The sequence below is a fragment of the Stenotrophomonas sp. GD03777 genome, assembly GCF_029842485.1.
Lineage (GTDB): Bacteria > Pseudomonadota > Gammaproteobacteria > Xanthomonadales > Xanthomonadaceae > Stenotrophomonas > Stenotrophomonas sepilia.
Genome location: NZ_JAOCGL010000060.1, coordinates 1 through 24,561, shown reverse-complemented (window position 1 = coordinate 24,561; position 24,561 = coordinate 1). Strand labels below are relative to the sequence as shown.

Below are 24,561 nucleotides of genomic sequence, written 5' to 3'. Positions count from 1 at the left end.
AGTCACGCTCGATCAGGCGCCACAGCGCATCGGAATGGACGGGCGGCGGAGGCGGCGCGCTCGCACAGGCGGACAACAGCAGCAGGGGCGACAGCAGCAACGAGCGCAGGGACACGGCGGCGACTCATGGAACAGGCACGGCAGGCGGCGCCGCACTGCATTCTAGCCAGCGCGGTGCTGCAATCAGTAGGTGCCGAACGGCACTTCAACCACGATCGGAGCCACGCCCTCGCCCACCTGCAGGGTGTAGCGGTCCAGTGCGCCATCATCTTCGGCGTGCGGCTGGCGCTGGAAATGCAGGGGATAACGGTCATCACCCAGGCGCACGGCGCTGCCATCGGCCTCCAGCGCGGCACCTTCGGGAATCAGCAGCCCCCCCAGGTCGCTGTAGGCCCCCGGCACATCGGTGAAACCATAGTCAGCCAGTTCATCCACGCGCTGCATCGCATAGACGTGCGGCAGGTAGGGGCGTGCCGGGCTGCGGCCATTGCTGAGGTCGGTCACCCAGGCCTGTGGCAGGTGGTATTGCTCGCGCAGTGCGGCCACGCCCAGCGACGGGCTGGCCACCTGCAGGCAGCACACCGCGCGCTTGCCCTCACGATCGACAATGGCGAATCGATCGCCGCGGGTGGCGGCCTGCGGCAGCATCGCGAACGCCAGGTTGCGCTGGGCGGGTGCGTAGCCTGCCTCGGTCTGCAGGTTGCGCCAGGCACCGAACACCGGCGCTTCCGCAGCGGCGTCCGGCGTCGGCTCGATGGCAGAGGCGGCAAACGCCACGCCCAGCACCGACACTGCCAGTACTCTTCTCGCCCTGCGCTTGTCGCGCAAACTGCCTGCCGTCATAGCGTATCCAACACCTGCACCGGAATGGCCCGGCCTGCCCGCTGGCGTGCTGCCAGCCATCCCTCCCACTATGCAATGACCACGCTGTGCCGGCAATGACCGGAGTGCTGACGCCTTTCGCGCGACGGGTGCTATCGTTCCGCCATCTTCCCTGCGCAGGAGCGCTCGCATGTCCGCCTTCCGTCTGTCCCTGTTACTGCCTGCGTCGGCCCTGCTGCTGTCGGCCTGCGTCAGCACCCCTGGCCCGCAGGTCAAGGGTACCGGCCACTGCGATGCCAGCCAGCTGGGCTGGGCAATCGGCCAGCCGGCCAACGAACCCAACATCCGCCGCCTGTCCAGCGAGAGCGGCGCCGGCCTGGTCAACCCGATCGGCCCCAGCACCATCACCACGAAGGACATCCGCCAGGATCGCCTGCGCGTGTACGTGGACAAGGACAACATCATCACCGCTACCCGTTGCGAGTAAGCGCCGCCTCAGTTTTTGTAGAGCCGAGCCCACGCTCGGCTGCTCTGCGGTCGGGCCACGCGAGAACCCGAGTCGAGCATGGCTCGGCTCTCCAGGGCTCAGGGTTCGGTATACCCCGCGCAGTCCGGCAGCGCCTGGTCGGGGTGGAACACCCCATCATTGAAGCGGAACAGCCGCGTGTAGCTGCATGCCGGGTCCTGCTCGGTGCGCAGGTCCTTCTTCTTCAGCGGGCCCTTGGCCAGCGAATCCTCGAAACGCGAAACGCCCGCCGGAAAGCGGGTTGCCACCGTCTGGTAGCGCAGCACCGGCATGCCCTCGGCCACCGGATCCAGCCCGAGCCTGGCCGAGAACCCGTATTCGTCGTGGCAGGCGCCTGCGCGCTGCTTCATGTCCTGCTCGCTGAAACACGCACGGATCATCGCATTGCCCAGCCATGGCACCGTCAGCACGTCGTCGTCCACCTGGATGTCGTCCTGCAGGTGGCGCACGCGTGCCAACTGCAGCGTGGACGCGTCGGCACCTCCACCGGAGTACATGGTGCTGAACTTGACGATGCCGCCTACCAGCACATTCTGGTGGGCGCGCTGCTGCGGGTCGGTCACCGGCTCATCGCTGCCGATACCCGGAGCCAGGCGCACGATCCACGGCCACAGCGACAGCTCGCTTTCCTGCGGCACGTCGATGCTGACGTGGTAGGTATGCGCTTCGCTTTCGCCGGCCACCCGTTCAGAGACTTCCAGCGTCGTTGGCCGATCACCGTCCTCGGCCACCGGTTGCACACGCACGCACCAGACACGATCAAGCGTGCAGTACTGCGTGCGTACTTCGCCCTGCCCGCCCTGTTCCAGCACCTGCCCCAGCGGTTCCATCACGTTGCCGGCGGCATCGCGCTGCTGCGGCAGGATAGAAGACTGCGCCAGCACCAGCAGCGGGGTCGCCAGCAATGCAGCGCACAGGGCGGCGCGGACGGGAATGGAAGGCATGGGCGGCTCCTGTGGCTGGGATTCCGATGGTAACCGTTACCCGGACGGCGGCGGACCTGCCCGGCATCGCCCTTGTAGCGTCGAGCCACGCTCGACTGCCCTGTCCGTCCTCAATGCCCACTGCAATCGCAGCTGCCCCACCCCTTCGCCTTCGACGTCTGGCCAATACCCGGGTTGAAGGTATTGCTCGGGTCCAGCTGCCGGTAGAAACCTGCCAACGCCGGCTTGGCCGGGTACAGGTGGCCGACGTTGTGCTCGGCCGGATACTCGGCGCCACGCTGGTCCAGCAGCGCCCACATCGCATGCTCGATCGCCACCGGGTCTTCGCCCTTGCGCGCGATGTAGTCCTGGTGGAACACGTGGCACAGGAAGTGGCCGTAGTACAGCTTGTGCAGCAGGCGGCCGTCGATATCGGCCGGCAACTGCTCGAACCAATCCGTATCGTCGCGGCGCAATGCGATATCCAGCGCGACGATGTCCTGCACCTGCTCACGATGCACTTCACGATAGCGGACTGCCGCACCGGCCACCGCGAAGCGATGCAGGAACGCCTTGCGTCCCTCCTCGGCCGTGCAGTGGAAATAGCCGCCTTCGTGCCCGGCGAAGAACCCGCGCAACCAGGCCTCGGTTTCCGCAGCGTCCTGGGCAGAGACCTTCAGCAACAGGTGATGCTCGTAGCGTTGGCGGAACTCGCCCATGCGCTTTGGCAGGTGCGAGGGCAGCAGGCCGGTCAGCACCTGCATCACCCGGTCGGTCACCCCGCGCAGGCCCAGCCGTTCGAACCAGCCATCGACGCGGCTCTTCAATGCGAACGCCGCGGGCACACGGGAGGTACCGAGGCGATCGATCAGCAGGAAGCTGTCCTTGCCGTAGCGCTCGCCGATGTCATAGGCATCGCGGTGAATGTACTCGCCCGCGATCGGCAGGCGCTCGAAGCCGGTCAGCAGCTGGCGACGGATCGCGGTGAGGCTGTCGGTGCGATTGCTGCCGATATAGAAGACCTCGGCAGCCTCCTTCTCGAAGGTGTCCAGGCGCACCGCGAACACTGCCAGCTTGCCGGCAGATCCCGCTGCCTCGAAGTGGCGGCTGGGATCCGCATTGAAGCGTGCGGGAGTATCGGCACCGACTTTGCGTACTTCCTCGGCATAGCGTGGATCGGAAGCCGCACGGCCGTCGCCATCGCCCACGTCGGCGGCCGTGTAGTCATCGGCCTGCAGGCGCTGCAGGATCTGCTCGGGCGTATCACCCAGCGCGATGCCCAGATGGTTGACCAGCTGCAACTGGCCCTGCGCATCGACCTGCGCATACAGCGCCAGCTCGGTGTAGGCCGGGCCACGTCGCACCAGCGCGCCACCGGAGTTGTTGCAGATGCCGCCCAGCACCGAGGCACCGATGCAGGACGAGCCGATCACCGAATGCGGTTCGCGACCCAGCGGGGCCAGCGTCTGCTCCAGGCGGTCCAGCGTGGCACCGGGCAGGCACAGCACCTGGCGGCCTTCGTTCAACAACTGGATGCCGGTCAGGCGCAGCGTGTTGACCAGCACGATCGGCCGGCCATAGTCATCGCCGTCCGGGGTCGAGCCGCCGGTCAGGCCGGTGTTGGCCGCCTGCAGGATGATCGCCGCGCCGCCCTGCACCGCTGCCTGCAGCACGCGCCACAGTTCCAGCAGCGTCCCCGGGCGCACCACCGCCAGCACTGGGCCATCGCCGAAACGGTAGCCGCGGCGGAAGCGGCGCGTAGCCTTGTCGCCGGTCATTACATGGCGATTGCCGACCGCATCGCGCAACTGTGCCAGCACGGCGTCGTGGCCGCTCATGGCAGGCTGACCAGCGAGTCGCGGCCGATGTCGGCGATGCGGCGCGCACCGGTCAGGGTCATCGCCACGCGCATTTCCTTGGCGATCAGGTCCAGCAGGTTGGCCACGCCGGCCTCGCCCTGCGCGGCCAGCGCATAGATGAAGGCGCGGCCCAGCAGCACGGTATCGGCCCCCAGCGCCAACATGCGCACCACGTCCAGGCCAGTGCGGATGCCGGAATCGGCGAGGATCTTCAGGTCGCCCTGCACCGCATCGGCGATGGCCGGCAACGCACGTGCGGTGGACAGCACGCCGTCCAGCTGGCGGCCACCGTGATTGGAGACCACGATGCCATCGGCACCGAACTTCACCGCATCACGCGCGTCATCCGGGTCGAGGATGCCCTTGATCACCATCGGGCCCTTCCAGAATTCGCGGATCCACTCCAGGTCCTTCCACGAAATGGAGGGATCGAAGTTGCTGCCCAGCCAACCGATGTAATCCTCCAGCCCGGTCGGGTTGCCGCGGTAGGTGGAGATGTTGCCGAGGTCATGCGGGCGGCCGAACAGGCCCACGTCCCACGCCCAGTGCGGATGGGTGATGGCCTGGCCGATACGGCGCAGCGAGGCATTCGGGCCGCTCATGCCCGAGTGTGCATCGCGGTAGCGCGCGCCCGGCACCGGCATGTCCACGGTGAACACCAGCGTGGTCACGCCGGCGGCCTGCGCCCGCTCCAGCGCGTTGCGCATGAAGCCACGGTCACGCAGCACGTACAGCTGGAACCACATCGGCCGCTGGATGGCCGGTGCCACTTCCTCGATCGGGCACACCGACACCGTGGACAGGGTGAACGGGATGCCGCGGCTGTCGGCCGCGCGCGCCGCCTGTACCTCGCCGCGCCGCGCATACATTCCGGTCAGGCCGACCGGCGCCAGCGCCACCGGCATCGCCAGTTTTTCGCCGAACAGCTGGGTTTCCAGGCTCAGGTCGGACATGTTGCGCAGGATGCGCTGGCGCAGCGCGATGTCGGACAGGTCGGAAACGTTGCGCTTCAGCGTGTGCTCGGCATACGCGCCGCCATCGATGTAGTGGAACAGGAACGGCGGCAGCCGGCGTTCGGCAGCAGCACGGTAATCGGTGGAGGCGGAGATGATCATGGGGTCAACCGTGGGGGGAAGGCAGGCGCGAGGCCCGCGCACGCCGGGCTTCGTTGTCATCGAGGGTGCGCAGCGTGGTGTGCACGAACTCGAGGTGGGCATGCGCGGCGGCGCGCGCGCGTTCGGGGTCGCCGGCCAGCACCGCATCCATCATCTCGCGGTGCTGGTCGGACAGCGGCGAGAAGGTCCTCGCCGAGGTGTAGAGCTTTTCGCGGCTCTGCGAGATGTTGGTCTGCAGCAGTTCGAACAGCCCGCGCATCACCTGCAGCAGCACCAGGTTGTGCGAGGCCTCGGCGATGGACAGGTGGAAGGCCGCGTCGGCCTCCGCCTCGCCAGTGGGGTCGTCCTTGCCGTGCGCGTCCATCATGGTCTGGAAGGCCTGTGCGATGCGCGCGCGGTCCTCGTCGGTGGCACGCAGCGCCGCATGCCAGGCGGTGGCACCTTCCAGCGCGTGGCGGATCTCCAGCACGTCGAAGCGGTATTCCGGGTCGCCCTGGAACAGCGGCAGGTACGGCGCCAGCGGTTCATCCAGCGCCTGCCGCGCGCGTGCCGCAGGCTCGGCCACGTAGGTGCCGCCACCGACCCGTGCGGTCAACAGGCCTTGGCTGGCCAGCTGCGCGATGGCCTCGCGCAGCGCAGTGCGCGAGACCCCCAGCTGCACCGCCAGGGTGCGCTCGGCCGGCAGCCGGTCGCCCGGCCGCAGCTGTTGTTCCTGCACCAGGCCGCGCAGCTGCGCAGCCACCTTGTCCGAAATACGTTGCGTGCTCATGGCGCCATTGTGGCCCGAAGCGCGCAGCGGGTGGTCGGCCAGCCGCGCATGGCTCAGGGAATCATCCAGGTCAGCCAGTAAGCCTGGGCCAGGGTGATCAGGCCGACCATCGTGGTGAAGATCAGGCTGTGCTTGACCGTGAAGCGGAACAGATCCGACTCCTTGCCGGCCAGGCCGACCGCCGCGCAGGCAATGGCGATCGACTGCGGTGAGATCATCTTGCCGGTGACACCGCCGGTGGTGTTGGCCGCTACCAGCAGCACGTCGGACACGCCGATCTGCTGTGCGGTGGTGGCCTGCAGTGCCGAGAACAAGGCATTGGACGAGGTGTCCGAACCGGTCAGGAACACGCCCAGCCAGCCCAGGAACGGTGAGAAGAACGGGAACGCGTCGCCGGTATGCGCCAGCGCCAGGGCCAACGTGGCAGACAGTCCCGAGTAGTTGGCGATGAAGGCGAACGCCAGCACCATGCCAATCGAGTAGATCGGCATGCGCAGCTCACGCACGGTCTCGCCGAAGGTCTGCAGCGCCGAACGTGCAGGCATGCGCAGCACGATGATGGCAATCACCCCGGCCAGGATGATCGAGGTACCGGTGGCCGAGAACCAGTCGAACTTGTAGATGGCGTCATAGCTCAGCGGCGCATCCACGATCGGTGGCATCTTCTGCACCAGCTGGTCCAGGCCCGGCACTGGGATCTTCAGCACCCAGCCTTCCAGCGGACCGCCCGCCGCGAACAGCGACTTGAACGGCTTGATGCTCCACAGCGTGACCATCGCGGTGAGGATCAGGAACGGCGACCATGCCCTGGCGATCTGGCCGACGCTGTGGCGCGGTGCCTCCAGTGCCTGTGCGGCCGCCTCGGCGCTGGTTTCGGTGTCGAAACGGAAGATCCGCACCGGCTTCCAGCGGCGCAGGAACAGGGTCAGGCACACCAGCGACGCGAGCGACGCGGTGATGTCCGGTAGTTCCGGGCCGATGAAATTGGAGGTCAGGTACTGCGCGATGGCGAACGAACCACCCGCAACCAGCACCGCCGGCCAGGTCTCCTTGATACCGCGCCAACCATCCATGATCGCCATGATCCAGAACAGCACGATGATGGTCAGGAACGGCAACTGGCGGCCGGCCATCTGGCCGATCTCGAATGCGTCCAGGCCGGTGACCTGCCCGGCCACGATGATCGGAATGCCCATCGCGCCGAACGCTACCGGCGCGGTGTTGACGATCAGGCACAGGCCGGCGGCATACAGCGGCTTGAAGCCCAGCCCGACCAGCAACGCTGCGGTGATCGCCACCGGCGCACCGAAACCGGCCGCCCCTTCCAGGAAGGCGCCAAAAGCGAAGCCGACCATCAGCATCTGCAGGCGCTGATCTTCGGTCACCGAGAGGATCGAGGCCCGGATGATGTCGAACTGCCCGGTCTTGACCGAAACTTTGTAGAGGAACACCGCACCGATGATGATCCACGCGATGGGCCACAGGCCGTAGACGAAACCGAAGCCGGCCGCGCCCAGCGCCTGGGGCACCGGCATGCGGTAGAACAACAGGGCCACGCTGAGTGCGATGGCCACGGTGATCGTGCCGGCCAGCCAGCCCTTCATGCGCAGCACTGCCAGGGCAACGAAGAAGAACGCGATCGGCAGCAGCGCGATCAGGCTCGACAACCACAGGTTGCCGGCGGGGTCGTACAGGTGTTGCCAGGGCTGCATGAAGACTCTCGACTGGAAACGGAAGGAGCCCACCGCAGGCGGTGGGTCGCCGTGGCCGTCGATCATTGGTATTACCATTAATGATCGCGATCAGACCACTTGCGGCGGATTTAACCGCCTCTCCGACGAAGAGCCTATTAGACCATAGGGCTAGTCTTCATATTGGTCAGACCATTAGAGCCATTATGGTGCCGGCCGCTGGCCGACAACTCGACCTTCCCTACGAGATCCGTTTCTCCAACCGCCGCATCACCGCCAGCACCAGCACGCACAGCACGCTGACCCCGATCGCGATCACGTACTTGCTGATCCCCACCGCAATCCCGATCGCCGCCGCCATGATCAGCGAACTGGCCGTGGTCAAGCCGCTGACCTGGTCCTCGCGTGAGCCGCGCAGAATGGTGCCAGCGGCCACGAAGCCGACACAGGCCACCACCGCTTCGATCAGGCGCACCGGATCAACCTGCAGCAGATCGCGGTAACGCTCCTGCTGGAAATGCTCGGCCACCGAGTCGCCGAGACCGACGATCAATGCCGCCGCTCCGGCAATGAGCATGTGCGTACGCAGGCCGGCGGCGTGCTTGCCCATTTCCCGCTCGACACCGAGCACACCGCCGAACAGCATCGCTGCGGCTACGCGCAGCAGGATCGAGACATCCTGGGTGAGTTCCATGGGCAGGCTCCGGGTATTTCCCCGAGCGTCGCGTGGCATGCGTGGCACAGAGGTGAAGACCACCCCACAGTGCGTTCACCCGGTAGCGCCGGGCGATGCCCGGTGACGCCGCAACCCGCGTTCAGCGCATCACTGCGCGAGGTAGCCACCATCGATGGCGTAGTACGTGCCGGTCGCGAACGAGGCATCGTCGCTGGCCAGCCAGGCTACCAATGCGGCCACTTCCTCCGGCGTACCCAGCCGCTTCAACGCGTGCCGCCCTTCCAGCGTGGCGCGCACCTTCGGGTCCATCTTCTCCAGCAGCGGTGTGCTGATGAAGCCCGGGCCGACCGCGTTGACACGAATGCCGTCGGCCGCATGCTCCCAGGCGGCGGTCTGGGTCAGCCCGACCACGCCGTGCTTGGCCGCCACGTACGCAGTGGAACCGGCATAGCCCACCTGGCCCAGGATCGAGGCCATGTTGATGATGCTGCCGCCCGTGCCGGCCGCGCGCATGGCCTGGATCTGCGCACGCTGGCACAGGAACACGCTGGTGAGGTTGACATCGATCACGCGCTGCCAGCCATCAATCGGATAGTCGCCGCTGCTGGCCGCCGGCCCGCTGATGCCGGCGTTGTTGACCGCCACGTGCAGGCCGTCGAGTTCCTTGATCGTGCGCTGCACCGCTGCCTCCACCGCCGCGTCGTCGGTGACGTCCAGCGCGATGCCGATGGCCTGTGTGCCGGTGCTGCGCAACTGCGCCACGGTGGCATCCACTGCATCCTGCTTGAGGTCCCAGACCGAGATACGGGCACCGGATGTGGCCAGTGTCTGGGCCACGGCCAGGCCGATGCCCGACACGCCGCCGGTCACGATCGCGGTCTTGCCGGTCAACTGGTAATCAATCATCTTCATTCTCCATCGGTGGGGGTATCAAAGTGGCCTGCAACAGCCAACCCACCCACCCTACGCGCACGCCCGTGATGGTCGGGCTGACATCGCATCTCCAGATCGTTCCAGCCATGAAACCTCAACCGCAGTTTATGTATGGAACTACGTACGGATATGCGTGCAAAACGCCGGCGTATGTTCTTCGGCATTTTCACTTTGGCCGTAATCGCCAATCGTTTTGACCTTATCGAAGTCAAAAGCGCGCGAATCGCGGCGACAATGGGAAACGCTTCCAGATTCTTCGACACATTCAATTCAACCTGTGTTTGCGCAGAGCGATGTCCCGATATTTCACTTTTGCTGATTACCGCCAGTTCGGCGAACGCCATGGCTACGACTACCGGATCGAAGGGAGTGAACTTCGCGACGACCAATGGGCAGGGCGTGGCGACGTCCACGAACAGTCACTGCGCGGTGGCCTGGGCCTGATCGCCTCGGACGTGCACAACCGGTTCACCTACACGGCCACCGCTGTGCACGGTGCCGGCCTGACCATCCGCCTGATGCTTCAGGGCGAAGTGGATGTCCAGTTTCCTCGTCGCAAGGGGTTCACCCTGCGCGCCGGCACAGGCATGACCACCAGCCACCATGAACCTGTGTCGATGGCCGGGCTGCATCCCGGTGGCAGCCACCTGCGCGGGGTCAGCTTGAGCGTACCGGCCGATCTGGACGTGGACATGCTGCGCCTGCCGGCACTACAACGGGTCCTTCATTCCCCTCTGCAGTGCCGCCACTGGGCCATTCCGCATGCCTTGCTGCCGACGCTCGCCCAATTGTTCGACAGCCCCTGGCAGGACGACATCGATGCGCTGTGGCGCGAAGGCGTGGCCCTGCAGGTGTTGGCCGTCGGCCTGCAGGCCGAGGATATGCAGACCGAGCATATACGCACGCTGCGCGCCGGCCAGCGCGAGCGGCTGGAGCGAGTGCGCAGCTATCTGCATGACGACCCCAGCCATGCCCACAGCCTGATCGAACTGGCCCAGCTGGCCTGCATGAGCCCCAGCTCCTTGCGCCGCCATTTTGCCCAGCAATATGGAAGCTCGGTGTTCGACTACCTGCATGAGCAGCGCATGCGCCATGCCGAACAGGGCCTGCGCGAAAACGGATGGACCGTCGAGCAGGCTGCCGCCGCCAGCGGCTACCGCCACCCCAGCAACTTCGCCGCCGCGTTCCGCAAGCGCTTCGGCCTGGTCCCCAGCCGCTGGCGTACGGGCCCCTCGAAGGTCGGCTGAAAGCCTCTGCCCGGTAGGTGTCGACCTTGGTCGATCGGCATGCCATGGCCCAGCTTTGGTAGGTGTCGACCTTGGTCGACACGCTCCTGCGCCATCGCCGATGCCGGCCAGCGGCCGGCACTACCACACCCGCCTGAATCAACCTGCCATGACTCAGCCCCGGTAGGTGTCGACCTTGGTCGACACGCTCTCGCGCCATCGCCGATGCCGGCCAGCGACCGGCACTACCACGTGCTACCAGGCACGGCCCGGCGTCACCCTGCGGGCCTCAATACACCGGTAGATCGATGTAGCTGGCCTGCGCCGCGCTGTGCCACACGCGCTGCGTGGCCTTCTGGTAATCGCCCGGCTTGGCCAGGTAGATGTTCGGCACGTAGGTCTGCGGGTTGCGGTCGTACAACGGGAACAGGCTGGACTGCACCTGCACCATCACCCGGTGGCCCTTCTGGAACGTGTGGTTGGCGTTGGGCAGGTCAAAACGGTACGGCAGCACCTGGTTGGCGGGCAGCGGCTTCGGATCGCTGAAGCTCTCGCGGTAGCGGCCACGGAAGATCGCCAGCGACACCGGCAACTCATAGCCCCCCATTTCCGGCGTCGACGCTTCCTGGTCCGGATACACGTCGATCAGCTTCACCACCCAGTCGCTGTCGGTGCCGCTGGTCGAGGCCTGCAGGTGCACCACCGGCGCGCCGCCGATGCGCAGCGGCGCGGTCAGCGGTTCGGTGATGAAGGTCAGCACGTCCGGGCGACCATCGACAAAGCGCTGGTCCTTGACCAGCCAGGTGGTCCACATGTCGCGGTCACCGAAGCGCACCGGGCGCGGCACGAACGGCACCGGCTTGGCCGGGTCGGACACGTATTCCTCGAAATCACCCTCGCCCGCCGCCGGTGCCTGGAACGCCAGCTTGCCGCCGGCGCGCAGGTACAGCGGCTTGCTGCTGGCGGCACACCCCTTGTCGCAGCTGCGCGGCCAACCCTTCAAGCGGTCCCAGTGGTTTTCGCCGGTGTTGTAGATCAGCACCGGTGGCGTATCGGCCTTCGGCGCGCCATCCACCAGGTACTGGTCGAAGAAGGGCTTGAGCACGTCGCGGCGGAACTGCAGCGCGGTATCGCCGTCGAACTTCAGCGCACCCAGTTCGCTGCCGCTGTAGTTCACCTGGCTGTGTCGCCACGGGCCCATCACCAGGTAATTGCGGTTGTTGCCGCTATCGCGTCCTTCCATCGCCTGATAGGCGTGGTTGGCACCCCACATGTCCTCCTGGTCCCACAGGCCCTGCAGCCACATGGTCGGCACCTTCAGCGGTGTCCTTGCCATCACCGCGTCCAGCGCCTGGCCCTGCCAGAAGCCGTCATAGGCCGGATGCTCGACCAGCTTCTTCCACCAGGTCAGCTGGTCCACGCCGGTGAAGCGCGCATAGTCACCGGCCGAACCGATGCGCAGGAAGGTGCTGTAGTCGTCGTAGCCGAGGCTGGGCAGCGGCGTACCCTTGCCGCGCTTCTCGGTCTGCATGGCGAAGTAGTTGAAGTTGACCTGGCGGAACGCACCGTAATTGAGCCAGTCGTCGCCCATCCAACCATCGACCATCGGGCTCTGTGGTGCGGCCACCTTCAGTGCCGGGTGCGGGTCGGTCAGCGCCATCACCACGGTGAAGCCCTCGTACGACGAGCCGAGCATGCCGACCTTGCCATTGCTCTCCGGCACGTTCTTCACCAACCAGTCGATGGTGTCCCAGGCGTCGGTGGAATGGTCGACCTGGGTGTTGTTCAATGGCCCGCGCAGCGGCCGGGTCATCACGTAATCGCCCTCGGAGCCATGCTTGCCGCGGATATCCTGGAACACGCGGATGTAGCCGCCGTCGACAAACACCTCGTCACCCTGCGGCAACAGGTCGCGCATGCGCGGCGAATCACTGCGGCTGGCGCGACCGGCAGCATCATAGGGGGTCCGGGTCAGCAGAATCGGCGCATTGTGGGCGCCCTTGGGCACCACGATCACCGTGTACAGCTTGGTGCCATCACGCATCGGCACCATCACCACGCGCTTGTCGTAGTCGCGACCGACATCCGGGGCAACGAACGGCTTGCCGCTGATATCCGGGGTCATCGGCGGGGTATCGGCGGCCAGCACGGTGCTGGACAGGCAAAGGGCAATGGCTACAGCGACGGCACGCACACGCATGGACAACCCCTCCCGGCAGGAAAGCCCCAAGCCTACTCCTGCCTGGCGCCGTGAAGTGTGCGCAGGCTTTGCATTCTTCGGTGGATGCGGGCAGGACTGATGGCACATGTGCCTGCGGTGCCGCTGCGCTCGTCGGCGAAAGGTAGTGCCGGCCGCTGGCCGGCAGCCGCGTAACGCGCCCCAGGATCATGAAGTTGCCGGCCAGCGGCCGGCACTACCCGATCAGGCTGCCGTTACTTCATGCAACGCCAGCCAACGCCAACGGCCGTCTTCCTGCCGCAGCACGGCCAGTGCTTCACGCCAGGCCATCCCACCTTCAGCAACGCCCTGCCCTTCACGGTAGCGCAGCATTGCCAACGGTGCCGGCACCGCAATGAACTGCAGGGCATCGATTTCGATACACAGGCCCGGGCGGGCACCGTGGCCGCCAGCGAACATGCCGGCCAGTGCTTCGCGGTCCAGGCGCTGCCCAGCAATACCGACCATGCTGAAGTCGGTGCAGAAATGATCCATCAGCGCATCCAGCGTACTGGCGGCTGCTTCCGCACGGAACCAGGCCTGCAGCTTGGCGATCAGATCATGGAACTCGTTCTCTGCGGTCATCGTCATTGCATTGTCTCGGGTTGGGAAAGAGAGATCGATTGCGAACGGCGCAGCAGCGCCATCGGCAGCAGCGTCATTGCAGCGGCCAAACCCAGCGCCACGCTGGTGGCGCGTGCCGGCAGCCATTGCATGGCCAATGCCAGCAGCAGTGCGATGGCGGCGGTGCCGAGGCAGAAGCTGAGCTGGCGGTTGAGGTTCCAGAGTGCACTGGCATCGCCCAACGCCTCACCTTCCACGCCATGGAAGGCCAGCGTCTGCGCGGTGCTGCTGCACAGGCTGCCGCCGGCGCCCATCAACGCGAACAACAATCCGGCCAGCACGAAGGCCGGCTGCGGCAGCAGCGCCATCAACAACAGGCCGCTGGCCTGCAGGAGCATGCCGGCGCGCAGTACCGCGGCCGGACCGAAGCGAGCCAGCAGGCGCTTGCTGGCCATGATCGCGATGGCCGCAGCCAGCGCCCAGGGCAGCATCAGCGCGCCGATGCGTGCCGCGCTGTAACCGGCGTGGTGCAATTGCAGGGTACTGACCAGTTGGCTGCCGATGAACACACCGGGTACGGCGAGATACACCAGCATCGCCAGCCGCAGCCCGCGATGGGACAGCAACGACCAGCGCAGCAGTGGCTGCGCCTGCCGACGTGCATGCCGCAGGTGCGTCGCCGCCAGCAACAGCGCGGCCAGCAGCAACACGGCACCTGCACCGCGATGTCCCGATTCGCCCAGCCAGGTCAGCGCCAGCAGCAGCGCGCCCAGCGCCAGCATCGCGGTGGACAGGGCATAGGCCTGCAGGCGCGGCGCACTGCGCGCGCAGTCGGCCGGCATCCAGGCCAGCACCAGACCGATGGCCACCACCGCCAATGGCAGGCTGGCCCAGAGCACGCCGCGCCAGGACAGCCACTGCACCAGCAGCCCGCCCAGTGCCGGTGCCAGGGCCGGCACCAGAAGCGCCACCAGCAGGATGCGACGGGTCAGCGCGCCACGTTGCCCGGCCGTGCATTGCCGGTACGCCGCGGCTTGTGCCACGGGAATCAGCAGACCGCCGGCCAACCCCTGCAGCAGGCGCCATCCGAGCAGCCAGCCGATCCCCGATGCGGAACCTGCCAGCGCAGCGGCAACCGCGTACAACAGCAACGCCACCAGCAGCAAGCGACGCTCGCCACAGCGCGCGGCCAGCCACGGCGCCAGCGGAATCACCACGCTCAGGCCCAGCATGTACGCCGTGCCGACCCAGGCCAGGGTGCTGACGTCGGCGTGCAGCTCCGCTGCCAATGCCGGATAGGCCACCGTGGCGATGAACATGTTGACCAGATCCAGGGCGAATACCAGCAGGAAAATCGCCTCATGGCGCAGGCGGGGGGACGGCATCGGCGGCGCTCCAACAGAGAAGCCATCAGCATGCCGCCCGGGGGGTTGTTGGAAAAACACGACATCACCTGCGACACTGTCAAAACTGTTTTGACAATGAATCGCCATGGTCAGCCTCGATCGCTTCGATATTTTCCGTGCCGTGGTCGAAGCCGGCAGCCTGACCGCTGCGGCCGATCGGCTCGGCCTCAGCCGCGCGGTGGTCAGCTTCAACCTGAAGCGGCTGGAGCAGGAGCTGGGCGTGACCCTGCTGTTGCGCAGCACCCGCCACTTGGCCCTGACCGAGGCCGGCGAGCAGTTCCTGCAACATTGCGTGCAGGCATTGGATGCTGCGCAGGCAGCGATCGATGCCGCGCGCCGCGACCAGCACCAGCTGCAGGGCGTGCTGCGCCTGACCACCACACCGGAGTACGCCCAGCTACGCCTGATTCCCGCGTTGGAGGCGTTCCGCGCGCAGCACCCGGCCCTGCAGCTGCACCTATCAACTTCTCCAGCGCCAGCGGACCTCATTCCCGAACGCTTCGACCTGGCGATCCGCCTCGGCCGCCTGCCGGATTCGGGCCTTCACGCCAGTGAACTGGAGCGCCACCCACTGTGCGCGGTGGCCGCTCCCTCGCTGCTGGCGCGTCTGCCCTCTGCCGAGGCTGCCGATGACCCGGCACAGCTGGGCACCCTGCCCCGCCTGGGCTATCCGCGCCTGGCCGATGTGCCGGTGATCGCGCCTGATGGCAGCGGCGCCCTGTTTGCCACCAACCCGGGCAACGCGGTGGTACGCGTGGATGGTGCCAGCAGCCTGCGCGCGTTCGCCCTGGCCGGCGCCGGGGTCACCGTGCTGCCACGCTGGCTGATCGAGGACGACCTGGCCCAGGACCGGCTGCGCCCGGTGCTGCGCCAGCACCGCTTCCCGCAGCAGAGTGTCTACGCGGTCTACCCGCACAGCACGCAGCCCTCACCGAAGGTACGGCAGCTGATTGATTTCCTGCGCGACCGGTTCGCCACATAAAAAGGGGACGGAGGGGATTAAGTCGTTTATGCATAAACGACTTAATCCCCTCCGTCCCCTTTTTCAGACACGGCCCTGTGCGGGCCGTGTCGTCAGGCATCAGCGCAGCACCTGCTCCACCAGCTGCACGTCCACGGTCTGCAGCGGCTCGGCGGCATTGCGCGCCAGCTGCACCTGGTAGGTGCCACCGTCGATCTTCCACTGGCGCGCCTGTGCATCGTAGTGGGCCAGGGTCTTCGGCTCGGCTTCGATGCGGATGCGGCGCTGTTCGCCCGGCTGCAGGTTCACCTTGTCGTAGCCGATCAGGCGGATCGGCGTGGTGCTGCCTGCCGGCAGCTTCAGGTACAGCTGGGCCACATCGGCGCCGGCGCGCTTGCCGGTATTGCGGATATCGACGCTGGCGACCAGGCGCGAGCCTTCCACGCTCACCTTCAGGTTGTCATAGGCGAACGAGGTGTAGGACAGGCCATGACCAAAGGCGAAGGTCGGGGTCAGGCCCTTGACCGCCATCCACTTGTAGCCGACGTTGGCGCCTTCGATATCGAAATCGAACACATCACCGAACGGCTTGGCCGGCTTGAAGCCGAGGCCATCGATATGCGGGCGCGGCAGCTGCGATTCGTCCGTCACCCAGGTCACCGGCAGGCGGCCCGACGGATTGACCTGACCGGTCAGCAGCGCGGCGATGCCTTCGCCGCCGCGGATGCCCGGGTACCAGGCCTGCAGCATCGCTGGCACCTGCCCCAGCCAAGGGGTGCGCACCGGGCCGTTGGTTTCCAGCACCAGCACGGTCTTCGGGTTTGCCGCGGCCACCGCCGAGATCAGTGCGTCCTGGTTGTCCGGCAGCTGCATGTCCGGCAGGTCCACCGATTCGGCGGCCCACTGCGTGGCAAACACAATGGCCACATCGGCCTGCGCGGCGGCCCTGGCCGCAGCGGCGGCATTGGTCCCGTCCACATACTCGATGGTTGCGTCAGGGCGCGCCGCACGCAGCGATTCCAGCGGCGAGGACGGGTGGAAGATCACCGGGCCCGGCCAGGTGGTCGGCAGTACGCCCGGCACCGCGTTGGTGCCCTTGGCGGTCACGCCCACCATCGACGAACCACCGCCACCGATCACGCCCTTGTCGGCGTGGCCACCGATGATGACAATGCGCTTCACGCTGTCGGCCAGCGGCAGCAGGTTGCCTTCATTGCGCAGCAGCACGCTGCCCTCTTCCACCGTGCGCTGGGCCACGGCGAAGCCGGCCTCGGCATCCACCTTCTGGTGCTGCGGCGGGTTGTCGAAGTTGCCGTGCAGGAACATCGTGCGCAGGATGCGCGTGACCATGTCATTCAGGCGCGCCTGCGGCACCACGCCGCCATGCACGGCCAGACGCAGCGGTTCGTCGAAGAACACCGCTGCGTCGAACACTTCACCGGCCGACTGCTGGTCCAGGCCGGCCAGCGCCGCCTTCGAACCGCTGTGCACGCCGCCCCAGTCGGACATCACGAAACCGGGGAACTTCCATTCCTGCTTCAGCACCTGGTTCATCAGGTAGCCGTTCTCGCAGCCGTAGGTGCCGTTGATCTTGTTGTACGAGCACATCGCCACGCCCGGGCGGCCAGCCTCCAGCGCAATCTCGAACGCCAGCAGGTCCGACTCGTGCATGGCCTGTTCGCCGATGCGCACGTCGTGGAAGTTGCGCCGGGTCTCCATGTCGTTCAGCGCGAAGTGCTTCATCGAGGAGATCACGTGCTGGCTCTGCACGCCCTGGATCAGCGCGCCGACCATCGAACCGGCCAGCAGCGGGTCCTCACCGGCATATTCGAAGTTGCGGCCGTTGCGTGGATCGCGCTGCAGGTTGACGCTGCCCGACAGCAGGATGTTGAAGCGCTGCTGCCATGCCTCGCGGCCCATGGTCGCGCCACCGGCGAAAGCCACTTCGCGGTTCCAGCTGGACGCGGTGGATGGGCCCGATGGCATCGCCGTGGCGAAATCACCCGGGCGGATGCCGCCCGGATTGGTCACGCCGACACCGGCATCGGCCGACTGCTGCGACGGAATGCCCAGCCGCGCCACGCCCGGCACGAAACCGGCCGAACCGACCGCGCCTTCCGGCAGTGGGCCACCATCCTTGCCCAGCCCGAAGTAGCTGTGCAGCATCTGGAACTTCTCATCCTCGGTCATCGCCTTCAGCAGCAGCGCGGCGCGCGCATCGGCGTTGAGGGTGGTGTCCATCCACGGCCTGTCGCCATGCGTGTCGGCGGCATAGGCCAGTGTCAGCAGGGTGGCGCGCAAGGCGCTGCCTTCCACCTTGAACGGCGCGCTGCTGGCGGCCTGGAAACCATCGCTGAAATAGCTGGCATCGGCTTCCAGCGCCACACGCGCCGGATCGAAGCCGGCGGCCTTGGCCGATTCACCGGCCACCGCGCCGAGCAGCACCGCCGGTGCACCCAGCCGCGAACGGGTGACCAGCGCTGGCAGCTGCGCGGCACCTGCACCGGCATCGGTATAGACCGCCACGGTGTGGCGGCCATCGTCCAGGCGCAGGTAGTTCAGGCCCGGCTGGTCCGGGCCGGATTCAGCGGCGATCGGCAGCCGGGTCAGTACGGCCTGGCCGCGCTGGGTCTGGCCATCATCCCTGCCCGCGGCAATGAAGCGGTATTCGTAACCCAGTCCGTCGGCCAGCACCTGCAGCGGATCGACCTGGCCGATGCCGCGCTGCACCTGGCGCACGCTCACCGCGTCCACCTGCAGGGTCTTCAGCTGGGCGGCCAGGGCCGGCATCGCCTCGGCGGTCGGGGCCTGTTCCAGGGTCAGCACGGTGAACGCGGCAGGGTCGGCCCAGGCCGGAGCGGCCAGTGCAGCGGACAGGGCCAGGGACAGTACAAGCTGCTTTGTAAACGTTTTCATCGACGGGCGTAATTCCGTTGCCAAGGCAATCGGTCCAGGGAAAGTGCCGCCGAAGGGTGCAGCGTTCATGCCGCGCAGGGGTTGCCAGGCAACCTCCCGCAGGCCGAAGGACGGGCCGGTCTGCGCGCGGGACCCTCCTCCCGCCGTGACAACCTGCCTGCCCGGGCCGCGCAGGGCGACCCAATCCTGTGAAGATTGTGCGAGGGCGTTCACACCTGTCAACAGGACCTAAGTCACAGGGGCGATCCCAGCCTGCAGTTATCAGGCCATCACCGGCGGTCATCAGCGCGCCGTGCGAGGCTGCCGATAATGAAGGTCCCTGGCCACGAACCGAGCCCATGACCGTCCACCGCGACTTCGACCATCTCTGGCGCGACCGCTGCGATACCTCCAGCCAGCGCGCACCGCGCGTGCTGATCCGGGTGTTCGTGGCCCCCGGTGAGCTGGAACGCAGCGTGTCCTTCTACGAGCAGCTGCAGGGCGTGGTGGCCGATGCGGGCTTTCCGTTTCCGGAGGCCGGGCTGCGCCTGGCCATGGTCGGTGCGTTCCTGTTGATCGAGGGCAGCGAGGCGGCGCTGGCGCCGTTCACCTCGACCACGGGGACACTGCTGGTCGATGACGTTCGGCCTTATCACGACAAACTGGTTGCCGCCGGCGCCGAGATCATCTTCCCGTTGCAGGTGGTCCCGACCGGGGCGGCGTTCAATGCGGTGCATCCCGATGGCACGGTGGTCGAGTACGTGCATCACCGGCCGGATCCGCAGGGGCGGTGAGGGTGCGCACGGCCGGGCTGCGCCCGGCACCCGCAGAGGCGACATCAACGTCAAAAACCAGAGCAACAGCAAAAGCTGGGTTCCTGCAGGTAGGCGGGGTGGGTCCGGCTGCGGGGGGCGCTGCAAGTACGTCCATGTAAGCTCGGTCGCCGCATCCATGCGGCTCACGCCCCCGCAACCGGACCCACCCCGCCTTCGACAGTTCGTCGCAATCTGCAGTAGATCCACGCCATGCGTGGATGCTCTTCGATCAATCGTCGAATTACTCGATTTCGATGGAGATTCATCCACGCATGGTGTGGATCTACAATCCCTCCATGCCCTCCCCCGCCCTGCCCTGGAATGGCACGCTGCTGCTGGATGCTCACGTGGCCGTGTTGCAGGGGCGTGCCGGTGACAGCGATGTACACGCGCACTATGCCCATCAGCTGCTGTTGAGCGAAGCCACTCCCTGGCACGTCGAGATCGACGGTGTGCGCCAGCAGGGCCAACGGCTGTGGGTGCCGTCGTTCCGGCCGCACGCGATCCTGTCGGCACCGGACGCGGGCTGCACGGTGTTCCTTGAGCCGGCGCATGCCGACCTCGAACAGATCCAGCAGCACCTGCACTCGCTGCCCGGCACTGCGGCCGGGCTGCACCGCTGGCTGCCACGGCTGAGCCGCGCGCAGCCACTGGACCGGCGGGTAGAGGCGGCGCTGGCCCGCATCAGCCACTACCTGCCTGGCCCGGTGCCGGCTGCCGACATCGCCGGAGCCGCGCACCTGTCGACCAGCCAGCTGCACCGGCGTTTCCAGTCCGACCTGGCGGTGACCCTGCGCGGCTGGGTGCTGTGGCAGCGTTTGCGTACCGCGCTCGCGCACCACCTGCAGGGGCACAGTCTGACCGCCAGCGCGCATGCCGCCGGCTTCGCCGACCTGGCCCATCTCTCGCGCAGCCTGCGCCGCATGTTCGGCATCGGTGCCGCACAGCTGCAGGGCCTGCAGTTGCGCGCGACCTGACACGGCCGATCACCCACGCCTGCGCAGGCCTTCGGGCAGCTCCGGCACCTCGCCATGCGGCAGTTCACGAAACGGCGCCAGCAGCTGCCCCGCGTAATCGCGTGGATAGTCAGGTTGGCTGCCGATGCCGAGGTCGCGTTGCTGCAGTCGATAGCCCGGCGCATCGAAGGCGGTCCCCAGCAGGTGATCCCAGACGGTCAGGAACAGGCCGAAGTTCACGTCACCGGCGGTGCCGTAACGTATGTGATGGAAGCGATGCAGCGGTGCCCACGCCATCACCCGGCCCAGCACACCCGGGCGCATGTCCACGTTGGAGTGCTGCAGCAGCAGCTGGATGGCGATGGCAAACGCCAGCACCGCCGCCACCGGCATCGGCAGGCCCAACAGCAGCAGCGGCAGCACGCCGCCCACCGCTTCGGCGGCCTGGTGCAGTGGGTGTTTCATCAGCCCGTTGAAGCCATACATGCGGGTCACGCTGTGATGCACGGCATGCAGGCGCCATAGCCAGCCGATGCGATGGCTGGCGTAGTGCACCAGGGTGATGCCGAGATCGGCAGCGATGATCGCCACCAGTAGCTGCAGTGCGAACGGCCACTGCAGCGGCCACAACTGCCACGGAATGATCGCCGCCAGCAGCGGCACCGCCGCGATCGACAACAGGTTCAGGCCTTCGTTGACCAGCGCGTGCAGGGCGTCACGCACACGGTCGCCGTGGTCACGGTTGAACGCAGGGTCATACGGCCAGGCGCGCTCGGCGACGAACGAAACCGCAATGGCGATCGCCAGCAGGGTCAGCAGCCACAACGGATCGCCATGGCAGTGGCCCACCCAGACGACGGCAGTGGCGACGAATCCAAGCAGGAACAGCGGGGCATACAGGCGGAGCATCCAGTGCTTCATGGGCAACCCGGGAAGTGAGGGGCCTGCATGCTGGCGTGGCGTGTGGGTTGCTGGCTTGAACAAACGGCGCAACCCTGCGGGCACCACGCTTCCCACATCCACGCATGGCGTGGATCTACAATGACGCTCTCATCGCGCCCGGGACCGGCATGGACTCCTTCAACCTGATGCGCGCCTTCCGCCGCATCGTCGAACGCGGCGGGCTCGCTCGTGCCGCCGAAGACCTGGGCATGTCGCCGGCCGGCCTGAGCAAGCAGTTGCGCACGCTGGAAACGCATCTGGGCGTGGTGCTGCTGCAGCGGACCACGCGGCGCATGAGCCTGACCGAAACCGGCCACGCCTATTACCGCGAATGCTGCCGCCTGCTCGACGAGCTGGAAGCGCTGGAACGCGGCATCGCCGAACAGCGCGGCGAGGTGGCCGGGCGCCTGCGCGTGAACGCGCCGCAGTCATTCGCACTGAGCACGCTGTCGCCGCTGCTGCCGCGCTTCCTGCAGCAGCATCCACAGTTGTCGCTGGACCTGGTGATGGAAGATCGCCTGCTCGATGCAGTCGGTGAGGGTTTCGATGTGTCGCTGCGGCTGCGTGCCGAGCTGGATGATTCACGCTTGGTGGCACGCCGGCTGGCCTCGCTGCAGCAGGTGCTGTGCGCGGCGCCCTCCTACCTGCGGCAGCATCCGGCACCGCAGGCAGTAGGGGATCTGCAGGCCCATAGCGTGCTGGCCTACAGCCTGTCCGACTCACCGGGCAGTTGGCCGCTGCTCGGCCCGGATGGCCAGGTGACGATCACCCTTCCGGCACGCGTGACCGTCAACAACAGCCTGCTGCTGCGTGACCTGCTGGTGGCGGGCATGGGCATCGGCGCCCTGCCTTCGTTCCTGGCCGCGCCGGCATTGGCGCGGGGCGAACTGCAGCAGGTGCTGCCCGACCACCGCTATCCGCCGCGCTTCGTGCATGCGGTCTACCCCACCTCGCGCCACCTGCAGCCCAAGGTGCGTGCCTTCATCGACTTCCTGCACGCCGAGCTGCCCGGCTGCGCCGGCCTGGATTCGTAACTGCCAGCGAAAACTGAGCTGTCCGCAGCGTGCTGTTTCGGCCACGCCGCGCTGCCTACTCTGCCGCCTCTCCTCTCACCGATGGCAGGCAGATGTCTCCCGTTCCTTCCCCCGCCACCGCAGCGCCGGTGGTCGATTTCTTCCACGACGTGGTCTGCGGCTGGTGCTTCGTGCTGGCCCCGCGCCTGCAGCAGGTCTCCGCCGAACTCGGCATCCAGGTGCGCCACCGCAGCTTCGTGCTGCAGGACTCGCGCGCGCAGATGGTCGAGGTGTTCGGCTCGATGGCGCGCGCCAAGGCGATCATCCTGCGCCACTGGACCGACTGCGCCGCGCATGAAGACATCGCGCGCATCGATATCGAAGGCATGCGCGCACAGGACTTCGAGTATCCGTCCGGCTGGCTCGGCGCACTGGCCTGCCAGACCGCAGGGCTGATCGGTGGCAATGATGCCCATGGCGCGATGTTCGACGCGGTGCAATGGGCGCACCTGCACCAGCACCGCAACATCGGCGATGCCGAAGTGCTGCTGGATATTGCCGAATCGCTGGGCCATCCACGTGGCGCCTTCGCTGACCACATGCGCAGCGACGCGGTGCGCCAGCGCGTGCAGGCCGATCGCGCCGAAGCTGCCGCGCTCGGCATCCGCTCCATCCCCACCGTGATCGGCGGCAACGGCCTGCGCCTGCAGACCCTGCCGCTCCCACACCTGCGCCAGGCCCTGGCGCCCCTGGTCGCGGCCTGAGCCGCCCCCTCCCCCACCCTGCAAGGAGATTTCCCCATGACCCCACGTACCCTGTCCACCGCGCTGGCCCTGCTGCTGGCCGCCACCGCCGCGTCCACCACCGTGTCCGCGCACGAACGCGTTCCCTCCGGCCAGCAGGTCGGCACCAGCCCGTGGGGGCCGAAGGACGAGATCGGCCGCCTCAACCTGATCACCGAAGCCTCGCGTGCGGCGATCCTGTCGCGGGTCAGCGGCGGCAAGGCCTATGACCTGGCCACCGACTACTACGTCGGCATGCCCAGCTGGCAGGATGCCGGCGACCCGCACTACCAGTTCTGGATGACCCACACCCCGCGCGGCACAGTGATGGACGATCCGATGGGCGTGGGCGAGGCCATGAACCTCACCCGCAGCTACACCGGCACCGCGTTCTCGATGTACAGCCACACCGGCACCCACATCGATGCGCTGAACCACTTCGGCATCCACGGGAAGATCTGGAACGGCTTCGAGGCCGACAAGCACCTCGGCGACCGCGGCTGGAATGTCACCGGCATCGAGAAATTCCCGCCGCTGATCGCGCGTGGCGTGCTGATCGACGTGGCCGGCGCCAAGGGCGTGGACATGCTGCCGGACAGCTACCGCGTCACCCGCCAGGACCTGAAGGATGCGCTGGCACGCCAGAAGGTGAAACTGCAGCAGGGTGACGTGGTGCTGATCCGCACCGGCCGCATGCGCCTGTTCGAGCAGCCCAGGGCCTACATGGCCAACCCGCCGGGCATGGGCCTGGACGCGGCACGCTTCCTGGTCGAGGACGGCGGCGCGATGATCGTCGGCGCCGACAACCTCAGCTTCGAGACCTTCCCTTCGGAGGTGTCCGACGACTACGTGCCGCTGCACACCTACCTGCTGGCTCAGCAGGGTGCGCCGATCATCGAGCTGGTGGCGCTGGACGAACTGGCCCGCGACAAGGTCTACGAATTCGCCTTCATCGGCGGCCCGCTGAAGATCCGCGGTGGCGATGCCGCGCCGCTGCGCCCGGTGGCGCTGCCGGTGCGCCCGTAACCAGGGGCATCCCCGGGTAGCAACGGGCCATGCCGGGTGGGTGCCGACCTTGGTAGGCACCGCGCTTTACCGCTATCCACGCATGGCGTGGATCTACCAGGCTGCGGCATGGATTTGCCGTGGCTCTCCAGTAGATCCACGCCATGCGTGGATGCTTTCCCCCTTCAGCAACCTGAAACCGGACCCTCCGATTTCATTAGTAATTCTACTTACAACGCGAGTAGCATGTCTGGTCTCAGCCCCTGATACCGGCCCGTCGATACTCGCGCCATGCCTGCCGTTTCCGCCCGTTCCTGCCGCTTCCAGCCCACCCGGCGCCTCCCCTGGAGGGCTGACTGATGGGTGCCGTCGTCGCCCTCGACCGGCTGCTGGACGGGCGCCAGCTGTGGCGTGGCCCGGCCCGCCAGGGCCCCGCCAGCGACCATCTGGCCAGCGGCCATCCG

Annotated in this window: 21 protein-coding genes; 8 read left to right on the top strand and 13 right to left on the bottom strand. The window is 67.0% G+C overall.

Annotated features, from left to right (window positions below):
* Window positions 1–183 precede the first annotated feature (183 nt).
* Window positions 184–843 carry a decarboxylase gene (locus N5E02_RS13455; protein WP_279946361.1) on the bottom strand — a complete coding sequence of 220 codons (660 nt, stop codon included), beginning with the start codon at window positions 841–843 and terminating at the stop codon, window positions 184–186.
* Between the two features lie 169 nt (window positions 844–1,012).
* On the opposite strand from N5E02_RS13455, the gene N5E02_RS13450 reads away from it, so the two are divergent.
* A complete protein-coding gene (locus tag N5E02_RS13450) occupies window positions 1,013–1,309 on the top strand; it encodes a hypothetical protein (protein WP_005417035.1) in 297 nt (98 codons plus the stop codon).
* Window positions 1,310–1,407: 98 nt separating this feature from the next.
* Here the strand turns inward: N5E02_RS13450 and N5E02_RS13445 are convergent, their stop codons facing one another.
* From N5E02_RS13445 to N5E02_RS13415, 7 genes are all read right to left on the bottom strand, one after another.
* Window positions 1,408–2,292: a hypothetical protein gene (locus N5E02_RS13445; protein WP_065185745.1), complete on the bottom strand. Its 885-nt coding sequence runs from the start codon at window positions 2,290–2,292 to the stop codon at window positions 1,408–1,410.
* Between the two features lie 110 nt (window positions 2,293–2,402).
* Window positions 2,403–4,109 (bottom strand): D-lactate dehydrogenase, encoded by a 1,707-nt coding sequence (dld, locus tag N5E02_RS13440; RefSeq protein ID WP_279946360.1) that lies wholly within the window; start codon window positions 4,107–4,109, stop codon window positions 2,403–2,405.
* Window positions 4,106–5,245 carry an FMN-dependent L-lactate dehydrogenase LldD gene (lldD, locus tag N5E02_RS13435; protein ID WP_065178497.1) on the bottom strand — a complete coding sequence of 380 codons (1,140 nt, stop codon included), beginning with the start codon at window positions 5,243–5,245 and terminating at the stop codon, window positions 4,106–4,108. Before lldD ends, dld begins: the two co-directional genes overlap by 4 nt.
* Before the next feature lie 4 nt (window positions 5,246–5,249).
* Window positions 5,250–6,014 carry a transcriptional regulator LldR gene (lldR, locus tag N5E02_RS13430; RefSeq protein ID WP_005417039.1) on the bottom strand — a complete coding sequence of 255 codons (765 nt, stop codon included), beginning with the start codon at window positions 6,012–6,014 and terminating at the stop codon, window positions 5,250–5,252.
* A 53-nt stretch (window positions 6,015–6,067) separates the two neighbouring features.
* The gene (gene lldP, locus N5E02_RS13425; RefSeq protein ID WP_053499572.1) at window positions 6,068–7,726 is read right to left on the bottom strand and encodes an L-lactate permease; all 1,659 of its coding nucleotides are present in this window, start codon (window positions 7,724–7,726) and stop codon (window positions 6,068–6,070) included.
* Window positions 7,727–7,946: 220 nt separating this feature from the next.
* Window positions 7,947–8,399: an MgtC/SapB family protein gene (locus N5E02_RS13420; RefSeq protein ID WP_005413774.1), complete on the bottom strand. Its 453-nt coding sequence runs from the start codon at window positions 8,397–8,399 to the stop codon at window positions 7,947–7,949.
* 129 nt (window positions 8,400–8,528) lie between these two features.
* Entirely contained in the window at window positions 8,529–9,287 is a 759-nt protein-coding gene (locus N5E02_RS13415; RefSeq protein WP_065185748.1) for an SDR family NAD(P)-dependent oxidoreductase, read from the bottom strand.
* Window positions 9,288–9,607: 320 nt separating this feature from the next.
* Here N5E02_RS13415 and N5E02_RS13410 point away from each other — a divergent pair, with 320 nt between their 5' ends.
* Window positions 9,608–10,561 (top strand): AraC family transcriptional regulator, encoded by a 954-nt coding sequence (locus tag N5E02_RS13410; protein WP_053499560.1) that lies wholly within the window; start codon window positions 9,608–9,610, stop codon window positions 10,559–10,561.
* 268 nt (window positions 10,562–10,829) lie between these two features.
* Here N5E02_RS13410 and N5E02_RS13405 read toward each other — a convergent pair whose 3' ends face one another.
* The 3 genes from N5E02_RS13405 to N5E02_RS13395 all read right to left on the bottom strand — a co-directional run bounded on the left by N5E02_RS13405 (window position 10,830) and on the right by N5E02_RS13395 (window position 14,707).
* Window positions 10,830–12,740: a CocE/NonD family hydrolase gene (locus N5E02_RS13405; RefSeq protein WP_279946359.1), complete on the bottom strand. Its 1,911-nt coding sequence runs from the start codon at window positions 12,738–12,740 to the stop codon at window positions 10,830–10,832.
* A 222-nt stretch (window positions 12,741–12,962) separates the two neighbouring features.
* A complete protein-coding gene (locus N5E02_RS13400) occupies window positions 12,963–13,349 on the bottom strand; it encodes a DUF4440 domain-containing protein (RefSeq protein ID WP_005417047.1) in 387 nt (128 codons plus the stop codon).
* Window positions 13,346–14,707, bottom strand: a complete 1,362-nt coding sequence (locus tag N5E02_RS13395) for an MFS transporter (RefSeq protein ID WP_279946358.1) — start codon at window positions 14,705–14,707, stop codon at window positions 13,346–13,348. Before N5E02_RS13395 ends, N5E02_RS13400 begins: the two co-directional genes overlap by 4 nt.
* Before the next feature lie 106 nt (window positions 14,708–14,813).
* Here N5E02_RS13395 and N5E02_RS13390 point away from each other — a divergent pair, with 106 nt between their 5' ends.
* Entirely contained in the window at window positions 14,814–15,710 is an 897-nt protein-coding gene (locus N5E02_RS13390) for a LysR family transcriptional regulator (RefSeq protein WP_065178502.1), read from the top strand.
* Window positions 15,711–15,809: 99 nt separating this feature from the next.
* Here the strand turns inward: N5E02_RS13390 and N5E02_RS13385 are convergent, their stop codons facing one another.
* Window positions 15,810–18,605, bottom strand: coding sequence for a glycoside hydrolase family 3 C-terminal domain-containing protein (locus N5E02_RS13385; RefSeq protein ID WP_081275781.1), 2,796 nt, complete (start codon window positions 18,603–18,605; stop codon window positions 15,810–15,812).
* 338 nt (window positions 18,606–18,943) lie between these two features.
* On the opposite strand from N5E02_RS13385, the gene N5E02_RS13380 reads away from it, so the two are divergent.
* Window positions 18,944–19,378, top strand: coding sequence for a lactoylglutathione lyase (locus N5E02_RS13380; RefSeq protein ID WP_005417059.1), 435 nt, complete (start codon window positions 18,944–18,946; stop codon window positions 19,376–19,378).
* Between the two features lie 293 nt (window positions 19,379–19,671).
* Window positions 19,672–20,376 carry a helix-turn-helix domain-containing protein gene (locus tag N5E02_RS13375; protein WP_065178503.1) on the top strand — a complete coding sequence of 235 codons (705 nt, stop codon included), beginning with the start codon at window positions 19,672–19,674 and terminating at the stop codon, window positions 20,374–20,376.
* 9 nt (window positions 20,377–20,385) lie between these two features.
* Here the strand turns inward: N5E02_RS13375 and N5E02_RS13370 are convergent, their stop codons facing one another.
* Window positions 20,386–21,264, bottom strand: coding sequence for a sterol desaturase family protein (locus N5E02_RS13370; RefSeq protein WP_005417061.1), 879 nt, complete (start codon window positions 21,262–21,264; stop codon window positions 20,386–20,388).
* Between the two features lie 116 nt (window positions 21,265–21,380).
* Between N5E02_RS13370 and N5E02_RS13365 the strand changes: the two genes are divergently transcribed.
* The 3 genes from N5E02_RS13365 to N5E02_RS13355 all read left to right on the top strand — a co-directional run bounded on the left by N5E02_RS13365 (window position 21,381) and on the right by N5E02_RS13355 (window position 24,118).
* Complete coding sequence (locus N5E02_RS13365; RefSeq protein WP_176556926.1) at window positions 21,381–22,331, top strand: LysR family transcriptional regulator; 951 nt, start codon at window positions 21,381–21,383, stop codon at window positions 22,329–22,331.
* Window positions 22,332–22,423: 92 nt separating this feature from the next.
* Window positions 22,424–23,074, top strand: coding sequence for a DsbA family protein (locus N5E02_RS13360; RefSeq protein WP_053499638.1), 651 nt, complete (start codon window positions 22,424–22,426; stop codon window positions 23,072–23,074).
* Between the two features lie 36 nt (window positions 23,075–23,110).
* Window positions 23,111–24,118: a cyclase family protein gene (locus tag N5E02_RS13355; protein ID WP_065196109.1), complete on the top strand. Its 1,008-nt coding sequence runs from the start codon at window positions 23,111–23,113 to the stop codon at window positions 24,116–24,118.
* Window positions 24,119–24,561: the final 443 nt, after the last annotated feature.